This window comes from Rothia sp. SCPM-O-B-18226 (M350), from assembly GCF_058213595.1.
The window spans coordinates 109,866-130,874 of the sequence record NZ_JBYQJS010000001.1 but is presented as its reverse complement, the minus strand read 5'-3'; the positions used below and the strand labels follow the sequence as shown (position 1 = coordinate 130,874).

Annotated in this window: 17 protein-coding genes; 9 read left to right on the top strand and 8 right to left on the bottom strand. The window is 61.5% G+C overall.

The features are described from left to right. Positions 1–248 precede the first annotated feature (248 nt). Positions 249–2,639 (top strand): heavy metal translocating P-type ATPase, encoded by a 2,391-nt coding sequence (locus tag AC3E6W_RS00580; protein WP_490652069.1) that lies wholly within the window; start codon positions 249–251, stop codon positions 2,637–2,639. Positions 2,640–2,927: 288 nt separating this feature from the next. Here the strand turns inward: AC3E6W_RS00580 and AC3E6W_RS00575 are convergent, their stop codons facing one another. The 3 genes from AC3E6W_RS00575 to AC3E6W_RS00565 form a co-directional block, all read right to left on the bottom strand. Then, complete coding sequence (locus AC3E6W_RS00575; protein WP_490652068.1) at positions 2,928–3,584, bottom strand: NAD(P)H-dependent oxidoreductase; 657 nt, start codon at positions 3,582–3,584, stop codon at positions 2,928–2,930. A 183-nt stretch (positions 3,585–3,767) separates the two neighbouring features. Then, positions 3,768–5,183, bottom strand: coding sequence for an MATE family efflux transporter (locus tag AC3E6W_RS00570; protein WP_490652067.1), 1,416 nt, complete (start codon positions 5,181–5,183; stop codon positions 3,768–3,770). Between the two features lie 86 nt (positions 5,184–5,269). Then, entirely contained in the window at positions 5,270–5,662 is a 393-nt protein-coding gene (locus AC3E6W_RS00565; RefSeq protein ID WP_070633606.1) for an RNA-binding S4 domain-containing protein, read from the bottom strand. A 325-nt stretch (positions 5,663–5,987) separates the two neighbouring features. On the opposite strand from AC3E6W_RS00565, the gene AC3E6W_RS00560 reads away from it, so the two are divergent. Then, positions 5,988–6,815 (top strand): UDP pyrophosphate synthase, encoded by an 828-nt coding sequence (locus tag AC3E6W_RS00560; protein WP_490652066.1) that lies wholly within the window; start codon positions 5,988–5,990, stop codon positions 6,813–6,815. Between the two features lie 109 nt (positions 6,816–6,924). Here the strand turns inward: AC3E6W_RS00560 and AC3E6W_RS00555 are convergent, their stop codons facing one another. Further along, the gene (locus AC3E6W_RS00555; RefSeq protein ID WP_490652065.1) at positions 6,925–8,076 is read right to left on the bottom strand and encodes an ABC transporter permease; all 1,152 of its coding nucleotides are present in this window, start codon (positions 8,074–8,076) and stop codon (positions 6,925–6,927) included. Positions 8,077–8,234: 158 nt separating this feature from the next. On the opposite strand from AC3E6W_RS00555, the gene AC3E6W_RS00550 reads away from it, so the two are divergent. The 4 genes from AC3E6W_RS00550 to AC3E6W_RS00535 all read left to right on the top strand — a co-directional run bounded on the left by AC3E6W_RS00550 (position 8,235) and on the right by AC3E6W_RS00535 (position 11,643). After that, on the top strand, positions 8,235–8,858 hold the full coding sequence (locus AC3E6W_RS00550; RefSeq protein WP_490652064.1) for a TetR/AcrR family transcriptional regulator: 624 nt from the start codon (positions 8,235–8,237) through the stop codon (positions 8,856–8,858). Between the two features lie 113 nt (positions 8,859–8,971). Beyond that, the gene (locus AC3E6W_RS00545) at positions 8,972–10,096 is read left to right on the top strand and encodes a ferredoxin family protein (RefSeq protein ID WP_490652063.1); all 1,125 of its coding nucleotides are present in this window, start codon (positions 8,972–8,974) and stop codon (positions 10,094–10,096) included. A 231-nt stretch (positions 10,097–10,327) separates the two neighbouring features. Next, entirely contained in the window at positions 10,328–10,783 is a 456-nt protein-coding gene (locus AC3E6W_RS00540; protein WP_490652062.1) for a transposase, read from the top strand. Further along, positions 10,783–11,643, top strand: a complete 861-nt coding sequence (locus AC3E6W_RS00535) for an IS3 family transposase (protein ID WP_490652061.1) — start codon at positions 10,783–10,785, stop codon at positions 11,641–11,643. Before AC3E6W_RS00540 ends, AC3E6W_RS00535 begins: the two co-directional genes overlap by 1 nt. 102 nt (positions 11,644–11,745) lie before the next feature. Here the strand turns inward: AC3E6W_RS00535 and AC3E6W_RS00530 are convergent, their stop codons facing one another. The 3 genes from AC3E6W_RS00530 to AC3E6W_RS00520 form a co-directional block, all read right to left on the bottom strand. Further along, the gene (locus AC3E6W_RS00530) at positions 11,746–13,413 is read right to left on the bottom strand and encodes an NAD-dependent succinate-semialdehyde dehydrogenase (protein WP_490652060.1); all 1,668 of its coding nucleotides are present in this window, start codon (positions 13,411–13,413) and stop codon (positions 11,746–11,748) included. A 383-nt stretch (positions 13,414–13,796) separates the two neighbouring features. Continuing rightward, positions 13,797–15,401, bottom strand: coding sequence for a glycerophosphodiester phosphodiesterase (locus tag AC3E6W_RS00525; RefSeq protein ID WP_490652059.1), 1,605 nt, complete (start codon positions 15,399–15,401; stop codon positions 13,797–13,799). 371 nt (positions 15,402–15,772) lie between these two features. Continuing rightward, on the bottom strand, positions 15,773–16,285 hold the full coding sequence (locus AC3E6W_RS00520; protein ID WP_049332355.1) for a PTS sugar transporter subunit IIA: 513 nt from the start codon (positions 16,283–16,285) through the stop codon (positions 15,773–15,775). 335 nt (positions 16,286–16,620) lie between these two features. On the opposite strand from AC3E6W_RS00520, the gene AC3E6W_RS00515 reads away from it, so the two are divergent. Continuing rightward, entirely contained in the window at positions 16,621–17,202 is a 582-nt protein-coding gene (locus AC3E6W_RS00515) for an arsenic metallochaperone ArsD family protein (RefSeq protein WP_070680885.1), read from the top strand. Between the two features lie 159 nt (positions 17,203–17,361). Here AC3E6W_RS00515 and fbaA read toward each other — a convergent pair whose 3' ends face one another. After that, positions 17,362–18,390, bottom strand: a complete 1,029-nt coding sequence (gene fbaA / locus AC3E6W_RS00510) for a class II fructose-bisphosphate aldolase (RefSeq protein ID WP_049332351.1) — start codon at positions 18,388–18,390, stop codon at positions 17,362–17,364. A 292-nt stretch (positions 18,391–18,682) separates the two neighbouring features. Between fbaA and AC3E6W_RS00505 the strand changes: the two genes are divergently transcribed. After that, positions 18,683–19,069, top strand: a complete 387-nt coding sequence (locus AC3E6W_RS00505) for a cobalamin ABC transporter ATPase (RefSeq protein ID WP_490652057.1) — start codon at positions 18,683–18,685, stop codon at positions 19,067–19,069. A 306-nt stretch (positions 19,070–19,375) separates the two neighbouring features. Continuing rightward, on the top strand, positions 19,376–20,995 hold the full coding sequence (locus tag AC3E6W_RS00500) for an amino acid permease (protein WP_490652056.1): 1,620 nt from the start codon (positions 19,376–19,378) through the stop codon (positions 20,993–20,995). Positions 20,996–21,009 lie beyond the last annotated feature (14 nt).

The window sequence follows — 21,009 nt, the reverse complement described above, 5'->3', positions numbered from 1 at the left end:
CTCGCGCACTCTCGACGCCGCACCCTAAACATTGCGCCAAACACCGCCCGGGGCGGGGTCCTTCGGGGCCCCTCCCCCGGCTTGGTGTGCGCCTTTTTCTACCCTCCCGTTTTTATTTTTGAGGAAGTATTGTGTCTTCTACACAGCCTTCAACGGCACCCCAGAAGCCCTCATCACAGAGTGAGCGCTCTCTTTTTAATGCCGCCGGAACGACCGTAAAATCAACGGAGTCCACCCGAATCATTCATGTGGATATTCAGGGGATGACCTGCGCATCCTGCGTGGGTCGCGTGGAGCGTAAGCTCCGCAAAATCCCCGGCGTTGACCCGGCGGTGAACCTGCCCCTGGAGTCCGCGCGCATCATCGTACCCGAGGGCGTGAGCGACGACCAGATCGTTGAGACCATCAACAATGCCGGCTACAAGGCGCACCTCAAGAACGGGCCGCGCGCGGGTGCCGCCACTGATGCGAGCACATCCGACGGCGGCGGGCAGCACAGCACCCCGAGCATGAAGGGCGGCTTCACTGACCGCATTATTTATGCGGCGATTTTGGGTGTGCCGATTTTCTTGATTTCGATGTTCCCGTCGTTCCAGTTCCCGAATTGGGGTTGGGTTGTGGCGGTTCTGACGGCGCCGGTTGCGTTTTGGTGTGCTGCGCCGTTCCACCGTGCGGCGCTTATTAATGCGCGTCATGGCTCGTCCACGATGGATACGCTGGTGTCTCTCGGCGTGGTGTTGGCGTATTTCTATTCGCTGGCGCAGCTGCTCATGAACCCGGCGTTGACGGCGCATGTGCATCATGCGGGCGGTAGTTTCTGGTCGATGTTTACCGGCAACCATGCGCCGCTGTATTTTGATTCGGCGTCCATGGTGACGCTGTTCTTGCTGATTGGCCGCGCGATTGAGCACCGCACTCGCAACCGTTCTTCGGAGGCGCTGCGCACCCTGCTGAGTATGGGTGCGAAGGAGGCGACTCTGCTGCGCACCGATAAGCAGGGTGTGACGAAGCAGGTGCAGGTTCCAGTGGAGGACCTCATGCCGGATGACCTGTTCTTGGTGCGCCCGGGTGAGAAGATCGCCACGGATGGTGTGGTGGTTGAGGGTTCGTCGGCGGTGGATGCGTCCCTGCTGACCGGCGAGTCCGTGCCGGTGGAGGTGCATCCGGGTGATGCGGTCACGGGTGCGACGGTGAATACGTCTGGTTCGTTGACGGTGCGTGCGACCCGTGTGGGCGCTGAGACGACTCTGGCGAAGATGGGCGAGCTGGTGGCGAGCGCGCAGGAGACGAAGGCTCCGATTGCTCGCTTGGCGGATCGTGTTTCTGCAGTGTTTGTGCCGGTGGTTTTGGTGATTTCGGCGCTGACCCTGGTCGGTTGGTGGCTGGTTTCTGGTGACGGTGCGGCGGCGTTTAATGCGGCGGTGACGGTACTGGTGGTGGCGTGCCCGTGCGCTTTGGGTTTGGCTACTCCGACGGCGCTTTTGGCGGGTACGGGTCGCGGCTGGCAGTTGGGCATTTTGATTCGTAATGCGCAGGTGTTGGAGGCGACGAGCACGGTTGATCGCGTGGTGCTGGATAAGACCGGTACGGTGACGACTGGTGAGATGTCTGTGGCGTTCTACGGCACGTTTGGTGACTATGAGTCGGCGGGTGATTTGTCCGGTATTTCGCCGGATTCTTCCGGTTCCAAGAATGAACGTTCCCTGTCTGTTTTGCGTGATGCCGCCGCCGTGGAGGCGCTGAGTGAGCACCCGATTGCCCGCGCGATTGCTGGTTTTGCCCGTGAGCAGGGCGTGCTGGCGGAGGGTGCTTCGGCACCGAGTGTGAGCGGCTTTGAGGGTGTTCCCGGAGGCGTGCGCGGCGTGCTGAGCGGCGCGGGTGAAGGCGCTGAGAATGGCGCCTCCCAGCTGGTTGTGGTGGGTACTCCCGAGTACCTGCAGGCGGCGGGTGCGCAGCTGAGCGAGGCTCAGTTGGCCCTGCTGGATCAGGCTCGCCGGGCGGGTCTGACGACGGTGGTTGTCGCCCGCGGCGAGGCTCCGAATAACGAGGCCGCAGAAAACGCTCCCGCCCCGCAGCCGGTCGGCATGATTTCGGTTGCCGACACCCCCAAGCCGGAGGCCGCCGAGACCATGGCGCAGCTGCGCGAGCTCGGTCTGGAGCCCATCCTGCTCACCGGCGACGCCCCGCAGGTTGCGCAGGCGGTTGCCTCGCAGGTCGGCATTTCGGCAGATAACGTGTACGCCGGCGTGACCCCCGAGGGTAAGTCGCAGGTGATTGAGAAGTTGCAGGCTGCCGGTCACCGCGTGGCGATGGTCGGCGACGGCGTGAATGACGCCCCGGCGCTGGCTCTTGCTGAGCTGGGCATTGCGATGGGTTCAGGCACGGACGTTGCCGCGGAGGCAGCCGATATTGTGCTGACCCGTTCGGATGTTGCTTCGGTGGTGACGGCGCTGCGCCTCTCCCGCGCTACGCTGCGCACCATTAAGTCGAACCTGTTCTGGGCGTTCGCCTACAACTCGGCGGCTATTCCGGTTGCCGTGGCGGGCCTGCTGAACCCGATGATTGCGGCTGCGGCAATGGCGTTTAGTTCGGTATTTGTGGTGCTGAATTCTATGCGTCTGACGGCGTTTAGGAAGTAGCGCTCTGCCGTTATACGGGCTGGCGCGCAGGCTGGCACGGTTATACAGGCTGAATCGCCCCACGCGATTTCAAACGAAAATTTCAAAAGCGCATCTCACCGTGCTTTTTGTACGGTAAAAGATATAAAGAAATGCACCGCCCGTGTAAAGGCGGTGCATTTCTTTATATTCAGTTTTCACGGATGGCGGCTTGAACGTCTAACTTGAACACCTAGCTTGAGCATCCAGCACAAACATCTAGCGTAAACGCCCCGCCCGAAAGCCCGAGCTAACAGCCCGGCAAAAACCTTAGGCCCAGGTGACCAGGTCCTCGATGGGGCGGCGGCTCTTCGGCGCGATCTCGCGGGCGCGATAACCGAAGGTCACGGCCACGGACACGCCGAACTCCTCCGGGTCGAACAGGCCGGCAGAAGCCAGCAGCTCGTTCACTGCATCGTAGTCCATACCCTCGATGGGGCAGGAGTCGATGCCGAGCATAGCGGCGCCGGTCATCATGTTGCCCAGGGCGATGTAGGTCTGCTTGGATGCCCAGTCGAAGAGCGCGCGGTCGTCTTCCAGAACCTTAATGCAGTTCTTCTGGAAGTCGCTGTAGCGTTCGAGTGCTGCCTGCATCTGCTCCTCGGTGAGGTTGCGACCTTCGAGGGTGCGGCGCATCCACGGGGTGTCGTAGCGCAGACCCTTCTTCGCCAGCAGCACGACCAAGTGGCTTGCGTTATCGAGGGCACCGACCATGCCCCAGGCGATCGGCTTGAGCTTTTCGCGCAGTTCGGGGTCCTGGATGACCAGGAACTTCCACGGCTCGGTGCCGACGGAGCTGGGCGACAGGCGCGCAAATTCGAGGATTGCGGCGAAGTCTTCGTCGCTGATGCGGCGGTCGGGGTCGTAGGCGCGGGTTGCGCGGCGGCGGGCGAAAATTTCGAGAGCTTCTTCGCGGGTTACGGTCACGGTTTCATCCTTTGCATGAGGGTTTCAATACCCCGTCATGCTACACCCACAGCGGGTGCCGGCGGTACGAAATGTGGCGAGTTACGCCCGCAGGAAATACTCCGCAGAAAATATGCGCGAGCGCCGGGGAGCCACCCCAACAGGCCTGTTCCAGCCGCCGCTCAGCCTGCTACCTACCCCCTACTAGGCACCGGCTTTCATCCACACATCCGAGCGGGCGCGGCGGCCAAAAATGACCGCGCGGATTCCCTGGAAGTACAGAATATACGCCGCCCACAAGCCGCAATACCCGGCGAGCGCATCCATGGTGCCGTTGCCGACCGCCCAGTGCAGGCCGAGCATGACGGGCACGTACATCACCAGCATGATGAAGCAACCGATTGCTAGGTATTTCACGTCCTGCGCGCCCATGAGGATGCCGTCCAAGGTGAACACGTACGCGGCGATGGGCTGGCCGAGCGCAATGATGACGGTGGCGATGGTGAAGAGGAACGCCACCTGCGCGTCCTGCGTGAAAATCCAGGAGCCGAAGAAGCCGATGAGCGGGCAGATCAGGCCGGTGATGACGCCGTAGATGAGGCTCATGCGGAGCAGCCGGTTTTTTAGCTGGCGCACCTTTGCACGCTCGGATTCTACGTTGAGGTCGCGTTCGCCGAGTTCCTTGCCGAGTAGCGCCTGGGCGGCGATGGCGAGGGAGTCCAGGGCGTAGAGGAAGAGGTTAAATACGCCCATGCCGAGCTGGTAGGCGGCGGTGTGTTCGGTGCCGAATCGTGCCACGACGAACACGGTCAGCAGGGAGGCGATGCGCATGGACAGGGTGCGCAGCATGAGCCAGGAGCCGAGCGAGAGCACCGAACGCATGCCGGTTACGTCGGGTGCCCAGCGGACGGCGTGTTCGCGGGTGCCGCGCATCATGACCACACCGAGGGCGGCAGCCATGCCCCACTGGGTGAGGGAGGTGCCGGTCGCCGAACCGGCGACGCCCCAGCCGACCGGGTAGATGAGCAGCCAGTTCAGCACAATGTTGACGAGCGTGCCGACCGTGGCGACTTTGAGCGGGGTGACGGTGTCTTGCAGCCCGCGGAGCGTGCCGACCTGCGCGAGGATAATCATCATCGGCGGAATACCCCAGAGCGAGTGGTGCAGGTAGTCGAGGGCGTAGCTCATGGTTTCGTCGGTCGCGCCGAGGCCGCGCAGTAGCGGGTCTGCGAAGGCGTATCCGGCGATCATGAGGAGCATGCCGAGGCCGAAGGCGACCCACACGCCGTCCACGCCAATCTGCCAGGCGCGGCGCAGGTTCTTCTCGCCGAAGGCGCGCGCCACGGCGGGCGTGACGGAGTAGGCGAGGAAGTTCATGAGGCCCACGACCGTGGTGACGAGCGTGGCGGCGATGCTCATACCCGCGAGTTCTGCCTTGCCGAGTTGGCCGATGAGGGCGGAGTCGGTGAGCACGAAGATGGGTTCGGCGATGAGCGCACCGAAGGCGGGTACGGCGAGGGCGAGGATGCGCCGGTTCAGCGAAGGCTCGGCGGTGTTGGTGCCGGCATTGGCGCTGGGGCTCGCGGCAGGCGCGTTGTTCGGGTGCTTCTGTGTGCTCATCTTTCTAGGCTACTCCCCGCCGCCGCGGCGGGTGCCTGCGCGCGGGGCGGGGTGCACTCTGCGAGATAGGTGTACGAGATGCGCGGTTAGGCGCCTCGGCCGCGCAGTTCGTCGAGGGCGCGGCGTTCCTTCTTGGTGGGGCGGCCGCTGCCTCGTTCGCGTTTGGCGACCGGGGGCATGGAGAGGTAGGCGGGGCGCGGGCCGGAAAGGTCTTCGTAGCAGGTGACGGCGATGGGTGCACCTACGCGTTTGACGAGGAGTTTTTCAACTTTGAAGACGCGTTCCCAGCCGGGGTAGCGAACACGCACCACGTCGCCTTTTTTGAGTTTTTGGGAGGGTTTGGCGGGGGCGTCGTTGACGCGCACGTGGCCGCCTTTACATTCGTCGGCGGCGAGGGATCGGGTTTTAAAGATGCGCACTGACCAGAGCCAGAGGTCGAGCCTGGCGCTGGTTAGTGTGGTGGTGTCTTCTGCGGTCATGTGTTCATTGTGGCGCGAGGCGGGCGGGGCACCAAATCAGGTGCACCCGCCTGCCCGTCCTGACTCTCCGCCGTTTTCGCAGTGGTTTCGGCGGGGTTCCACCATGGTTTTACCGAACCGCGCCGCAACCAGCACCAAACCCGCCATGCGGCAGAAAATTTTCTATTGCACGCACCAGCCTATTGAGCACAAACCCGCATCCACTAGGGGTATTGTTAAGTCACCTTCTCAAGAAGTGTTCTCAAGGCCACCTAGTTCGCGTGGTCTACGGGGGGGGTTGTGGCCGCGACGCCGCGGGCTCCCCGTAACAGATTGGATATACACCATGTCAGCTTTGAAAAAGCTCCTGGCGGCTGCCCTCATCAGCACTGTGCTGTCCTCTTGCTCCTTCGGTCCCACGTTGGAGAAGGATGAAAGCGCCCGCGCGATTTTCGACGTAGAAAATGATCGGGTAATCCTACCCCTGGACGCTTACAACACCGACGGCAAGGACGAATACTTCACCAAGGCCCTTGAGCTCGCCCGCAAAAAGTGCTTTGCCGAACACGGGCAGCACTACAAGATGTTTGTCCGCACCGAGGGATCCGGCAGGAACTTCGGTAGGACCTACGGAATCTGGAACGTTGAGTACGCCCAAAAATACGGCCTCCACAAGAGCGAAGACTCGAATACGCTGGATCTGTCCTCCCCTGCACCCACATCCGACCCCGGGAAGGATGTCAGCACCGAATGTTATCAGCGCGCCAGCGAAGAGATGGCAAAAATCGGAGAGATACCATTCGGCTCCGCCACGTATAGGCGTTTGGAAACCGACGCTCGAAACGCCGCAGGCGATAGACAGCTCAAAAAATCCCTCGACGACGAGTGGAAGCGATGCGTCAAGGACAAGGGCCTCACCCCCGATAGTGAGATGACGGTCAAGGAAGAAAAGAATATTCGTCAGAGCACCACCCCCTCAGAAGAGGAAATTCGAATCGCCACTATCCAGGCGCAGTGCAATCAGGATGTAGGCCGTTCGCAGAAGCTCTACGACCTGGAGGCGCAGTACCAGAAGCCGCTCGTCGCCAAGAACCAGGCTGCTCTGGAGAATGAGCTCAAAGAATTCAAACGCCGGGACGAGCAGTTCAAACAGTACGTCCTCGACAACCAGTAACAGCGAATAGCAGTCGGTAATAGTCGGTATGCCGAAAGGGTGTGTGCCGTGTTCAGTGAACACGGCACACACTCTTCTTACGTTGTACCGGCGGTCTAACCCGCGGTGGTTATGCTTCCACCGTTGCGGTGCGGCGCTCCTTGAGAGCCCAGCCGATGACACCGGCGAGCAGACCGAACGCAATCCAGGAGCCGAGCACCAGCCACTGGTCGCTCGTTGCAGCCTCCGGGAAGTACGCAATCGAACGCAGCAGGGTCGAGGATGCACCCGGCACCAACATCTGACCAATCTGACCCCACGCACCGGGCAGGAACACGCTCGGCATGCTTGCGCCCGAAATCGGGTTACCGATGAACATGGTGATGACCGCGCCTACAGCGAGACCAATCAGCGGCGAAGACAGTGCACCCACACCCACAATGAAGAAGGCGGTCGCCAGGTAGGTAGCGCCGAACGCAGCCCACAGGGTAGCGAAGTCGCCGGGGATGAAACCGAACCAGGTGCTCAGAATCAGGGCGGTCAATGCACCACCGATGACGGCGTACAGGGTTGCGGTGGCGAAGCGGCGCCAGGTGCCGTTCACGCGCAGTGCGGAGAAGGAACCACCGAGAATACCGCCAATGACCAGCGGGAATGCGGAGATAGCGATACCGGAACCGGAGGAGTCATTCTCGCTCAGGGGCACCACGGCGGTGGTCTTCACCGCCATTGCGGATGCCTGCTCGGCCTGCACCTTCATCTGCTCCAGCTGAGCGGCAGCCTGCGCACCCTGCTCACCACCGGCCTGCACCGCCTGGGTGAGGGCCTCAGTCTTGGCGGTGAGTGCCTTCTGCTGGATCTGCGCGTTCAGCTGGGTGGCAACGCCGTTGAGCATCTGGGTTGCTGCGGCGTTCGCGGCGGGGGCAGTCAGCACCTCGGGAGCAGCGCCTTCGGTGAAGATAATTGCGCCGTAGGTTTCGCGCTGCTTGATTTGCTGTTCAGCCTCTTCGCGGGAGGATGCCTGCTTCAGTTCGAAGGTTTCAATACCCTTATCTTTGAGGGACTGTTCAAACTGACTGACGGTCACCTCGGGGCCTGCGATAGAGACGGGCAGGTTCTTTGCCTCCATGGTCTTGGTAGGCCAAGTGAAGGCGAGAATAACAACCGCCACGATTAGGGATGCCAGCAGGGAGGTACTGATGACCTTGATCCAGGAGGAGCGCTCGGGGGCTGCGGCGGTCACTGCCTCTGCGGTGACTGCTGTGGTGGTTTCGTTGTTCACGACAATCTCCAAACAAAATGCTTATTTCGTTTACGAGTCAGAACTCTACTCTCGGTTTTTACCAAGCGCAAACGAAATAGCTATTTTGTTTGTAAAGTCACAAAAAGAATCAGTGTTGTGTTTACGCGTTCTTTAGCCTCACCCCCTAGACTGGAACCATGCCCCGACTAACAGACGCCACCAAAGCCGCACGCCGAGCCCAAATCATCGAAGCCGCCGTTAGCTGCTTCCTCGAAAAGGGCTACACCAACACCTCCATGAGCGACATCATCAAAGCCTCCGGGCTGTCCTCCGGGTCCATCTACTCGCACTTCTCCGGCAAAGAAGACATCCTCATCACCGCCATCAACGAGCGCCTCAACAACGTCAAGAAGCTCTACGAAACACTCCCCGAAGGCGCAGGCCCCCAGGACATTCTCGAAACCATCCACACGAACCAGCTGGTAAACGACAATTTCTCTGCCATGCTGCGCATCCGCCTTGAATCGCTCCACGCACCCGAAATCGCCAGGGCAACCACGGACATCATGCCCCTATTGCAGGGCATCATCGTAAAGACCCTCACCCCCTGGGCAGCCGAACAGCTCAGCGTTCTACACGAAATCAACCCCGATTCGGCGCAGCGCACCCCCGAACAGGAGGCGCTCATCGCCGACTACGCCCGCGACACCGCAGACGCCTTCATGATGGTCTTCCAGGGGTACATGCTCCGCTCCTTCTTCGGCGCCCCCGAGGAAAAGGACCGCCTCTACCGCGTCGCTTTGGCGCTCCTTCCTGAGTAGTTGACCACCCGATAACCCCTAAAAATCACCCTTGAGCGGTTGTTTTTCGGCATTTAGCCCGTACAGGGACAACATAGGCCATTCACATCCTGCAGGCGTAGAATCGAGAAACCATGACTGAATCCTGCACCCCCGCAACCCCCGAGCCGCGCGCCACCAACCCCGCCGAGCTGAAGAACCTGCGCGCCGCGCACGCCGACGAGCTCTCTTCACGCACCCGTGCCACCAAGATTCCCGCCGACTCCTGTTCCCTCTACGACGACGAGGCGCTCGGCGGCACCGCCGGACGCACCGCCGCCTGGCTGGTGCTCGAACACACCGGGCACTGGGGCCGCGACGTGCTCGACGGCTCCGCCCTCGGTGAGGAGCTCTCGGCGGCACTCAAAGAAGCCGTCGACCGCGCAAAGCTCAAGTTCCTTCTCATCCACCAGCCGGGCGAGCAGCGCCGTGCGCTGCACGGCGAACCCGACGCGGAGGGCAACCTCACCCACCGCGTGTTCTACGCGATTTCAACCCCCGGCGAGGAACGCCTCTACTCCTTCAGTGTGAGCACCCCTGAGCAACTGCTTGACCTACCCCTGGACAACCCGGAGGAGTTGATTCAGGCAACCGGCGCGGAGCTCATGGATTCGCCCCTCATCCTGGTGTGCACCCATTCCAAGCGTGACCGCTGCTGTGCCCTGCGCGGTCGTCCCATTGCGGCACACCTGGCGGATGTTCTGCCGCCGGGCGCGACCTGGGAGTGTTCGCACACGGGCGGTCACCGCTTTGCTCCGGTCGGCATTGTGCTGCCTACCGGCTACACCTACGGTCGCCTGTCGGAACCCTCGGCCATGGTCGCTTATCTTTCACTGGCGGGACGTTCCGTGCCCTCCCTGCACGGCCTGCGAGGCCGCAGCACGGATACCCCGGTGGAGCAGGCGGCGGAGGTTGCCGTACGCCTCGAACTGGAGAAAAAGGGCGAAGAAGTAACCTCTGACGGTTTGGTTTCACGTGAAACATCGGTGCAGGAGGCGCTGGATGCACTCAACGCGGCGAGCACCAACCCGGCGGCAGGCCCCTCCCCCGAGCTTTCTGCCGAGAACCCCACCCTGGAGGCAGCACTCACCTCCCACACCGACGGACGCACCTGGGTCACCTTCTTCGAGCGGGTCGCCCTTGAGCCGCGCCCCAACTCGTGTGGCAAGGGTCCCGCGGATGCTTTCAGCCGCGAACTGCTCGCACTGCGCCAGCTCTAAGCCCTGCACCAGATACAAGCCCCGTGCCAGCTATAACCCCTGTCCCAGCTCTAGGCAGAGTCAGCTCTAGCACCCACGCATAATGTAGACAGCGTAAAGCCCCGGCGGGCACCTTTGAACTGCCTCCCGTTTCTTGGACATCAAAAATAAAGTCCAAGAAACAGGAGGCTTTTCATGTCCGTGCATCTGAGATCAAGGCATGACCGTTTGCTTCGGGAGCAGGCAGCGCAAATGTTTGAGAAGGGACGTGGCTATCGTTTGACCGCCAGCAGGCTTGGTGTGTCCGCCGCGACTGTGAGAGAGTGGCAGAAAATGTACCGCGTCATCGGGAGGAGCGGGTTTCTTGCCATGGGAATAAAGCAGGCCAGATACGACTATGAGACCAAGGTTGCCGCAGCGAAGGCTGTGGTTGAAGGTGGGATGAGTAAGCCTGAAGCAATGATGCGCTTCGGTATTGCAAGCACGACACCGTTGAAGCAGTGGTGCAGGCTGTACCGCGAGGGCGGCGCGCAGGCACTCAAGCCCAAGCCCAAGGGCAGGCCGAAGGGGACGGTGCGGGCGGTGCCACCAACGCGTGAGGAGGAACTCGCCGAGCGCGTGCGCAAGCTCGAGGCGCAGGTGGCGTACCTAAAAAAATCGATTGCCCTGAAGGCGCACAGACGCTCCCAAACCGGGACAAAGCCCTAGTGGTCGCCGAGCTTTCAGGGCGCGGACATGCGGTGTGCGATCTCCTCAAGGCCGCCGGTCTTGCCAGGTCGAGCTACTACTACGCGCTGGCTCACCCCCAGCAGCCAACCAGAGCGTATCTGCGGCCCAAGGTCGCCCAGATCTTTTCACGAACCCCCAACGGGTGCGGTCACAGGCAGGTCGCCATGTGCCTGCGCGCTGAGGAAGGGGAGCGCATCGCTGATAAGACGGTCTTGAAGATGATGGGCGAAATGGGTTTGCGCTGCGGTATACGCCGTGAGAGGGTCTACCGTAGGTACAACTCTTACAAGGGGGAGGTGGGGCAAAGCTTCGAGAACATTATCGGTCGCGATTTCAAGGCCGGTGGCCCTTGGCAGAAGTTGGGCACCGATGTTACCGAGTTTAAGCTCTCCTTCGGTAAGGCCTATCTCGCTCCGGTTTATGACTTTGCCAGCAAGGAGATTGTTGCCCATTCCATCTCGATGTGCCCTAATCTTGCCCAGCAGCAAGAGATGCTTCAGGTACTCATGGATGCTAAACCTGCAGGGGTTGAACCGGTCTTGCACTCGGATATGGGGTGGCAGTATCAGCACGAGTTCTACGTCAGAACGCTTGCTGATAATGGTTTCATCCAGAGTATGTCACGTAAAGGTAACTGCATTGATAATGGTGCCACCGAGCAGGTCTTTGGACACATTAAGGACGAGTTCTTTCGCGGCCAGGACTGGCAGACCTTCGAGAGCTTCAAAGCCGACCTTGATGCCTATATCACGCATTGGAATACAGTAAGACGTCAGGTAAAGCTTAGGGGCCTGACTCCGGTAGAGTACCGGGTTCAGGCCCTGCAGGAGGCCGCATAACGGCTAGTATTTAATGCGTCCAAGTTTCGGGGCGCAGTTCACTTCTCGGGTACCCGCCGGGGCTTCACTGTATCCAGGATTCGCTGTAACTGGTATCTCAGCCTATCCGGCGAACGGGTTCGGTGCGCCGATGTACTGCAGCTCGGTGTACTCTTCCAGACCCTCGGGGCCGCCCTCGCGACCCATGCCGGACTGCTTCACGCCACCGAAGGGAGCTGCCGCGTTCGAGATAACGCCGGAGTTGTAACCGATCAGGCCGAACTCCAGGCCTGCCGCCATGCGCGTAAAGCGCGGGTGGTTGCTCGTGTACACGTACGCCGCCAGGCCGTACTCGGTGTCGTTGGCGAGCTTCAGGGCGGTGCGTTCGCCTTCCTCGCCGTAGCCGCCGAACGTGGCAATCGGGGCGACGGGGCCGAAGATTTCTTCACGCCACACGCGCATCGAATCGGTCACGCCGGTCAGCACGGTGGGGTTGATGAAGTTGCCCTTGTTCAGGTTCTTGGGCATGCCGCCGGTGTTGCCGTTAACCTCCGAGGGCAGCTCGGGAATGTCTCCGCCGCAGGCGAGGAGCGCGCCCTTGCCCAGGGCGTCTTCCACCATAAAAAGCATGGATTCAACCGCTGAAGGTTGAATTAGCGGCCCACATTCGGTTCCGTCGATGGCTCCGTCACCCACGACGGTCGCCTCCATGCGCTCCACGAAGGCGCGGGTGAACTCTTCGGCCACGTCCTCGTGCACGATGAATCGGTTGGCGGCGGTGCAGGCCTCGCCCATGTTCCTCATCTTCGCCGCGTAGGCACCCTCCACGGCGGCGGGGATGTCCGCGTCCTCAAAGACGATGAACGGTGCGTTGCCGCCCAGTTCCATGGAGGTGCGCAGAACGTTCTGCGAAGCCTGCGCGAGCAGGGTGCGGCCCACGGCGGTAGAGCCGGTGAACGAGACCTTCCGCAGGCGCTCATCAGCCATCAGCGCGGAGACAACCTCGCTGGTGCGGGAGGTGGTCACCACGTTCAGCACGCCGTCCGGCAGGCCCGCCTCACGCATCAGGGACGCGAAGTACAGGGAGCTGAGCGGAGTCAGGGAGGCGGGCTTGAGCACCGCGGTGCAGCCCGCCGCGAGCGCCGGGGCGACCTTGCGTGCCGCCATGGCGAGCGGGAAGTTCCAGGGGGTAATCAGCAGGCAGGGGCCGACGGGGCGGCGTACGGTGGTGATCTGCAGCCCGGATTCGGGGGCGACCGCGGTGCGGCCGAAGTTGCGGGCGGCTTCTTCGGCGTACCAGCGCAGGTAGTTTGCCGCGTAGGCGACTTCGCCGCGGGACTGGTCGAGGGGCTTGCCCATTTCGAGGGTCATGAGCCGGGCGATGACTTCGGTGCGCTGCGTCATGAGCGTGTAGGCGCGGTTGAGGATGTCGGCGCGTTCGCGGGCGCTGGTTGCCGCCCATGAGGCGCGGGCGTCGCAGGCGGCATCAAGTGCTTCGATGCCCTGTTCGACGCTGGCGTCGGCGACGTGCGCGAGGAGTTGGCCGCAGGAGGGGTTGTGCACGGGGAAGGAGCCGTTGTCGCCGGTGACCCAGCTGCCGCCGATGAGCAGGTCGGTGGGCACGTAGAAGAAGGGGTAGGAGGGCCGCTCGTAGGGGTCGATGGGTTCGCGCTGCGGCATGTTGATGCTTTGCATGTGCGGTTCGGTGCGGCCTCGCAGCTGAGCAGACTTTGCGACGGGCTTTTCGGAAGTAGCGCTCTCGGCGGCGGGGTTTTCGGGCGAGGTGGTCATGGCGTGCCTTTCGGGTTGGGGCGGCCGGTGCGGTCGACTCTGACGCTTTTAATTCTAGTCCCGCGCTTCTCCCCTACCCCGCGGCACGCTACGCGCCCCAAAACGCGCGCGGGGTGCCCTCGCGCGCCGCCGCTGCCCCTCTCCAATCATCCTCCCCCCCACTCGACCAACCCGCCCGAGCACGCCGAAGGGGGCCGCATCCGCCACGGATGCAGCCCCCTCGGGGTGAATTCTCGCTCGGTACGCGAGCAGCTGGGGGTTATGGGAGGCCTAGCCCGGAAGGGATGCTCGGTGTGCGTCCGCAAAGCCCTGCGCCTCGCTCTCCGCGGTGGTGAGCCGCGAGTGGCGTGGTGCTCGGCGGTGGTTTAAGCCCACCTGCGCTCTCAAACCCAGGACTGGCGTGCCTCGATGCGGGTCAACTCCAGAGGACCACCGTCATTCGTGCCGTGGAAGCGGCCGAAGTGCACGTACGGGCCGCGGTAGGTGCTGTGGTTAATCGGGCTGGAGTACTGGCCGTTGATCGTGTAGTAGAAGCTGTTCTTGTTCACCACGATCTTGCAGTTCAGCGCCTGGCCGGTGGTGACCTTCTGACGCAGCTTCATGGTGTGCAGCACGCGCGGGGTGGACTGGCCGGGGGCGAAGCAGAGAATCTGCGCGACCGAGCCGCCCTGGTACGAGGGGCGCACCGCGAGCAGGTAGGTGCCATCATCCTGCTTGGCGGCGAACTTCTTGCCGATGCCGAAGGCGCCATCGTGCTGGCGGCCGAAGGCAACGTAGCCGTAGTGGCTCTGCTGCTTGGGCAGCTCACCGGTCCACTTCATGGAGAAGTCCAGGGTGTACTTATCGCGGGTGGTGAAGTTAGACAGGGGGCCGAGCAGCACGGACTCGTCGTAACGCTGGCGGTGCACGATGGCCTTGCCGTTCAGTTCGGGCATGTCGGCCGCGGTGGAGGGGTCGGCCGGCAGGATGCCGTGCTGGCGACGGCCGGTGTTAATCTTCACGCTGGAGTCGAAGGGGTCGCCGATCACCCAGTAGGGGTCGGGGCACATGAAGCCCTTCACACCGAGCGCCTTGTAGTTTTCGTAGACGGAGCGGCGGTGGACCTCCCACACGATGACAGCCTTGCCAAGGCCCGTGAGGGTGCGCACGGCGTCCTCGCTCATGGAGCCGTAGCCCGCGCCGGTGGGCTTCTCGTAGAAGGGCACGCCGAGGGCGTCCACGTTCTTGTGGCGGGCCATGGCGGAAATCTTGTCGATGGGGTCGCCGCCGTCGAAGTAGCACCAGGTGCCGCAGCCCGCGGCGTTCACGAGCTTGAGGTAGCGAGAAGTGGGGTTGAAGCCGCCGCTGCCGTCGCGGTACATCTTGATGACGGTGCGACGCTGCAGGCCGCGGTCGGTGATGAACTTGAGCAGGCCCTGCTGTGCCGGGCCGTCCTTCGCCTCGATGAAGAGCACAACCTTCTTGCCGCCGATGGAGGCGTATTCGCCGCCTTCGGGCACGTTGTTGATGGCTTCGATGGCCTCTTCGAGGGTGGGGATGTCGTACAGGCCGATGTTATCGCCCAGGTTTTCACGCATGTCGACCCGGTGGCGGCGCAGCTCATCGAGGTTGGTGTCGCGAACGACCAGGTTGGCGCCGGTGGTGCGCTTGATGCTGGCGTCGTGCATGCAGACAAATTTGCCGTCGCGGGTGGTGCGCACGGAAATTTCGACGGCCAGGGCGCCGCGGCGTACGGACTCGGCGTAGGCGTAGGCGGTGTGCTCGGGGCTGATGTTGCCCGCGCCGCGGTGTGCGATGAAGAATTCATCGGTCTTGTACAGCAGCTGGTGCGCGGGGGATCCGCTGCGCACGGCGGCAAGCTGTGCGGTCGTGTTGGCGGCTGCGTGGGCCTCACCGGTCTGCAGCGCGAGGGCTGCGGGCACGAGTGCGGAGGCACCGAGGAAGCCGCGGCGGCTCATCTTCTTGGTGGTGTTCGAGAGTACGGTCACCGTAGTGGTCCTTTTTTTCTGTAGTGAGTTGAGCGTTATGTGTGTGGTTGGGTTCAAAGTTTCCGTTTATAGCTGAGATGCCGGAATCTCTCAACTCAAACTGTAACTCTATGTAGAATAACGATTTTTTATCGTTTCTTCACGGGTATTTAGGGATTCTGGGGTACTATGCACACCTCCTTTTTACTCTCGGCGCAAGGGGCGGTTGGGCGTTTCACCTTTTCCGCCGCTTTTCGGGTTTAACACCCCGGGGTCGTTAAAAAATTTCTCGAATAACGAAAAAGGCCGCGTTCTAGACTCGTGCGAGCCTGCAGAACGCGGCCTTTCGTGCGGTCACTGCACGAGGCCTTCACCCAACGTAGGGGCCTCGATTACTTCTTGGTAGCCTGGGCCACGCGGTCACCGGCGTTGACGGGGCGGCGTGCCTCGGAGTCCTTCGAGATGTTGAACTTGGCGGTGTTGGTAATCATCACCATGGTTTCCTTGGAGGGGATACGACCCTCGATGGCTGCCCAGTCCACCTCGATGATGGGGGCGCCTGCCTCCACCTTGTCGCCCACGTTTGCAATCTTGGTGAAGCCCTCGCCGCCGAGCTCAACGGTGTCGATACCGATGTGCACGAGCACCTCACCGCCGTTGTCGGTGCGGAGCATGAAGGCGTGCAGGGTGTCCTGAATCAGGGCGATGGTGCCCGCAACGGGGGCAACGATGGTACCTGCGGTGGGGTTCACGGCGTAGCCGTCACCCATGACGCCCTGGGAGAAGACCGGGTCGGAAACTTCGCTCAGCGGCAGGTACTCGCCGGTGACGGGTGCGACGTAGACGTCTGCGGATGCGGCTTCCTGTGCGGCGGCTTCCTTCTTCTTCTTGCCGAAACCAAACATGTATGCTCCTTCTCTAGCGCTAGGGGTAGCGTATTTTTCGTAGCGCAGGCTCGTCCGCGACGGATGCGGCGTCATTGCCTGATGGATTCCGCACCGGGGCTCCCGGGGAGGCCAGTTGAGGGAAACCGCTCTAGACACTCCGGTGCATATGAACTCAGAATACCGCACCCGGGGCCGCTACATATGAACCGTAATCGGTTTCAGCGAATTTCTGCAAATATTCCGCAAATCTGGCATTTTAGCCTCGCTTCAATGCGCGGGTAGCGCGCGAGTACACTTAGGGAAGAACCGGCGCCGCGAACAGGTGCGCGCCGAGAGAGTAAGAAGGCTACACGATGACTGAAACGGCAACCGAGACCGTTCTTGAAGTATTTATCCCCGGCCCGGGCGAGAACCCGGAGGACCCACAGGACATGGAGCGCTCCGTCTTCCTGGGGGCAGCTCAGGAAGCCCTGGATTCGGGCGTTGAGATTGAGGTGTACTCCACCGATTCGTACCCCTCTGCATTTGAGGAGTGCGCCCCGGTGGCCGAGCAGATTGAGATGAACGGCCGCGAGGTGCTGCCGCTCATGCTCGTCAACGGCGAGGTGAAGGTGTCCTTCACCTACCCGACCGCAGAGCAGATTAAGCGCTTCTCCCGCGCGCACATGGTGTCGCAGCCGAAGGCGAACGCGGCCGCCGCGGCGTGCGGCCCGACCGGCTCCTCCATGGTGCCGAACCTCAGCCCCCTGGCCGAGCCCGCCGGTTTTGCGGCCACCCTGGCCGGCAAGACCGCCCAGCCGGTGGGCGGCCCGGACATCGGCAACCGCGTGAACCTCATGGGCGGCGACACCGGCGACGGTATTCCCGCCTCCGGCTCGGTGGCCGTCAAGTCCGGCGGCTGCGGATGCGGTGGTTGCGGCTGCGGCGGCCACTAGTCGACCGCGGCGGCGGGTCAACCCCGCCCAGCTGAGCCCCGGCGCGAGCGTCGGCCCCGACCGACCCTCACCCGAGATTTAAAAGAGCGGTGCCCGCCCCTCGTGAAGAGGAGGCGGGCACCGCTCTTTGCTCTGCGGCTGCGCTAGGCGCGCGGTACCTTACTTGTTCAGGGAGGTACCGACGGAGCCGAGCTGCTGGCAAGCCTCGACCACGCGAGCGGCCATGCCTGCCTCAGCAGCGGCACCCCAAACGCGGGGGTCGTAGGTCTTCTTGTTGCCGACCTCGCCGTCAACCTTCAGCACACCGTCGTAGTTGCTGAACATGTGGCCGGCAACGGGGCGGGTGAAGGCGTACTGGGTGTCGGTGTCGATGTTCATCTTGATAACACCGTAGGACACTGCGTCTGCAATCTCCTGCTCGGTGGAGCCGGAGCCACCGTGGAACACCAGGTAGAAGGGCTTGTCGCCCTTGCCGTACTTGGCGCCGACCTCGGTCTGGATTTCCTTGAGCAGCTCGGGGCGCAGGTGAACGTTACCCGGCTTGTACACGCCGTGAACGTTACCGAAGGTCAGAGCAGCCATGTAGGTGCCCTTCTCGCCCAGGCCGATTGCCTCAACGGTCTTGATTGCGTCTGCAACGGTGGTGTACAGGGAGTCGTCGATAGCGCCCTCAACGCCGTCTTCCTCGCCACCGACGGCACCAATCTCAACCTCGAGCACGATCTTTGCCTTGGAGGTACGCTCGATCAGCTCGGATGCGATCTTCAGGTTCTCGTCCAGGTCGATTGCGGAACCGTCCCACATGTGGGAGTTGAAGATGGGGTCTTCACCGCGAGCAACAGCCTTCTCGGACTCTGCCAGCAGGGGCAGAACGAAGCCCTCCAGCTTGTCCTTGGGGCAGTGGTCGGTGTGCAGTGCAATGTTCACGTCGTACTGCTTAGCAACTTCACGTGCGTAGGCTGCGAAGGCCAGGGAGCCAACGACCATATCCTTCTTGGAAGCGCCGGACCAGTATGCTGCACCACCGGTGGATGCCTGGATGATACCGTCCGAGCCGGCCTCTGCGAAGCCGCGGATTGCGGCGTTCAGGGTCTGCGAGGAGGTCACGTTCACTGCGGGGTATGCGAAGCCCTGTTCCTTCGCACGCTGCAGCATTTCTGCGTAGACTTCGGGGGTTGCAATAGCCATATGCTGACTCCTTGGATAGATGCGACCGGACACCTAGTGGACCGGTTCACCATTTTGTTGGCGCGCGAGGCGCCTCCTACTCGCACTATTTTACCAAGGCATAACTAAGAAGCTCTATCTTTTTGTGGGGTTTTTTGGGGTTTGCTGGGCCGGAGATTCCGCGGAATTACGCGGTAAAGTAGAGGTATTAATGACCTAATGCCTCGAGTGGGGTTCGGCCCGCGGTTCAATCACCAGCCCGACCCGCTACGGGGATAACGCACACGATATTGCGGCACCGAAAGGGACTCTCATGGGCGCATCAAAGGCAAAAAATAGCGCGAAGCGGCGCGAGCTTAACCGCGAAAAACGGGCTCGCCAGGCGCAGCGTCGCGCAGAACGTGAGCACCCGAACGCCGCCGCTATTGCTCCGGTGCGCGCCCAGTTGGATGAGGTTCTAGAGCGTAAGAGTCGGCATGTTTTGGGGCATGGCGATATGGCAAAATCCCTTGAATTGATGGAGAAAATGCGTGATGAGGGCGCGAGTGACCACGAGATTGATGTGGCGCTTGCGGAGGCGAAGCTACCCTCGGTCGTACAGGTGGGCCGTAAGTCGTTGATGCGTTGGCCGAGCTGGTGGTGGTTGAACCGTCGCGAGCGCGCGCTACGCGCGAAGATTACGCGCCTTATGGAGGGCTAAGTCCCCGTTTTGAATAGGTTGTGAGAGCACCCCGCTGTGGGTGCTCTTGTGCTGTGCGGTGGTGGGGTAATTGATTTTTTGGACTCAGGGTTCAATTAATCTATTTCACAAAACAACGAAAACCACACAATACAACATGAACCAAATATATTTATAAGATATGCATTATATGTATATAAATTGTTACGTGATGCGAGTTATATTACCTAAATTACCGTGCTATAGTCATTAACAACCCGCAGACGTGTTCCCAACCACATTTCGTGTAGCACGTGCTTCAGACGTAACTATCCAAGGAGGTATAGCGTGAGCACCTCACCGAACAAGAACCCGCAGACTTCTGCAGCGGATCAGTACACTAAGCCCCCCACAGACGACCCGTTCGCACACGAGCAGGAAGGCTTCCACAAGGGGCTTGGCGCACGTCAGCTCCAAATGATTGCCATCGGTTCCGCCATTGGTACCGGCCTGTTCCTGGGCACCGGTAGCCGCCTGCAGGACGCAGGCCCCATGCTCGCCGTCATCTACGCCGTCATCGGCTTCTTCGGCTACCTGATCCTTCGAGCCCTCGGCGAGCTGATTCTTCACCGCCCCTCCTCGGGCTCCTTTGTCTCGTACACCCGCGAATTCTACGGCGAAAAGGCCGCATTCGTATCCGGATGGCTGTACTGGCTGAACTGGGCAATGACCGCCGTTGCAGACGCCACCGCTATCGCTATCTACATCAGCTGGTTCGGTCGATACAACCAGTTCTTCGCAGATATTCCCCAGTGGCTCAGCGCGTTCATCGTCGTTGTCATCACCGTTGCTTTGAACCTCATCTCCGTGAAGATCTTCGGTGAGCTGGAATTCTGGTTCGCACTCATTAAGATCCTTGCCCTGCTGTCCTTCATGGCGGTAGGTATCTGGTACCTGGTCTTCGGTGAACCCATCAACGGCGTCACCCCCGGCCTGAGCCTTATTGCAGCCAATGACGGCTTCTTCCCCAACGGCATTCTTCCCGCTCTTATCGTGGTTCAGGGCGTTGTGTTCGCCTACGCCGGTATCGAGCTGGTCGGCACCACCAGTGGTGAAACCAAGAACGTTGAGAAGGTTATCCCCCGAGCTATCAACACCGTGATCTGGCGTATCGCGATCTTCTACGTTGGTTCCGTGGTTCTGCTCTGCCTGCTCATGCCCTACACCGCATACAAGGATGCAGAGTCGCCGTTCGTGACCTTCTTCGATGCTATCGGCATTGACGGTACCGCACCGATTATGCAGCTGGTCGTTATTACCGCAGCTGCTTCCTCGCTGAACGCTGGCCTGTACTCCACCGGCCGTATCCTCCACTCGATGGGTGTTGCCGGTTCCGCACCGAAGTTCACCACCAAGGTGTCCCGCTCCGGCGTTCCGGTGGCAGGTATTCTGCTGACCGGCGTGATTGGCCTCTTTGGCGTTGTGCTGAACTTCTTCGTTCCCGAGCAGGCGTTCGAGGTCGTGCTGAACATCGCATCCGTGGGCACCATGGCCAGCTGGGCGGCTATCGCAATGTCGCATCAGAAGTACCTGAAGCTGGTCGGTGAGGGCAAATACAAGCGCCCCAACTACCGCGCACCCGGCGGTCGCTTCAGCGACTGGGCCGTGATGGTGTTCCTCGCGATTGTGATTGTGCTGATGGCGCTGGATTACCCGGTGGGCACCTACACCCTGGCATCGCTGCTGGTGGTTATCCCACTGCTGATTATCGGCTGGTTCATGGTTCGTGACCGCGTCAACGAGATTGCTCGCGTCCGTGAAGGCTACACCGGTTCCGTGCCTGTGATTGCTGCCCGCCCCGTGGTGAAGAAGCTCGTCTCGGAGCCGCACACCCACATCGCGCTCGACGAATTTGCCGACGATGAAGACCACGGCACCACCCATAAGGGCCACCACGGCAAGCCCTAACTCACCCGCCCGCG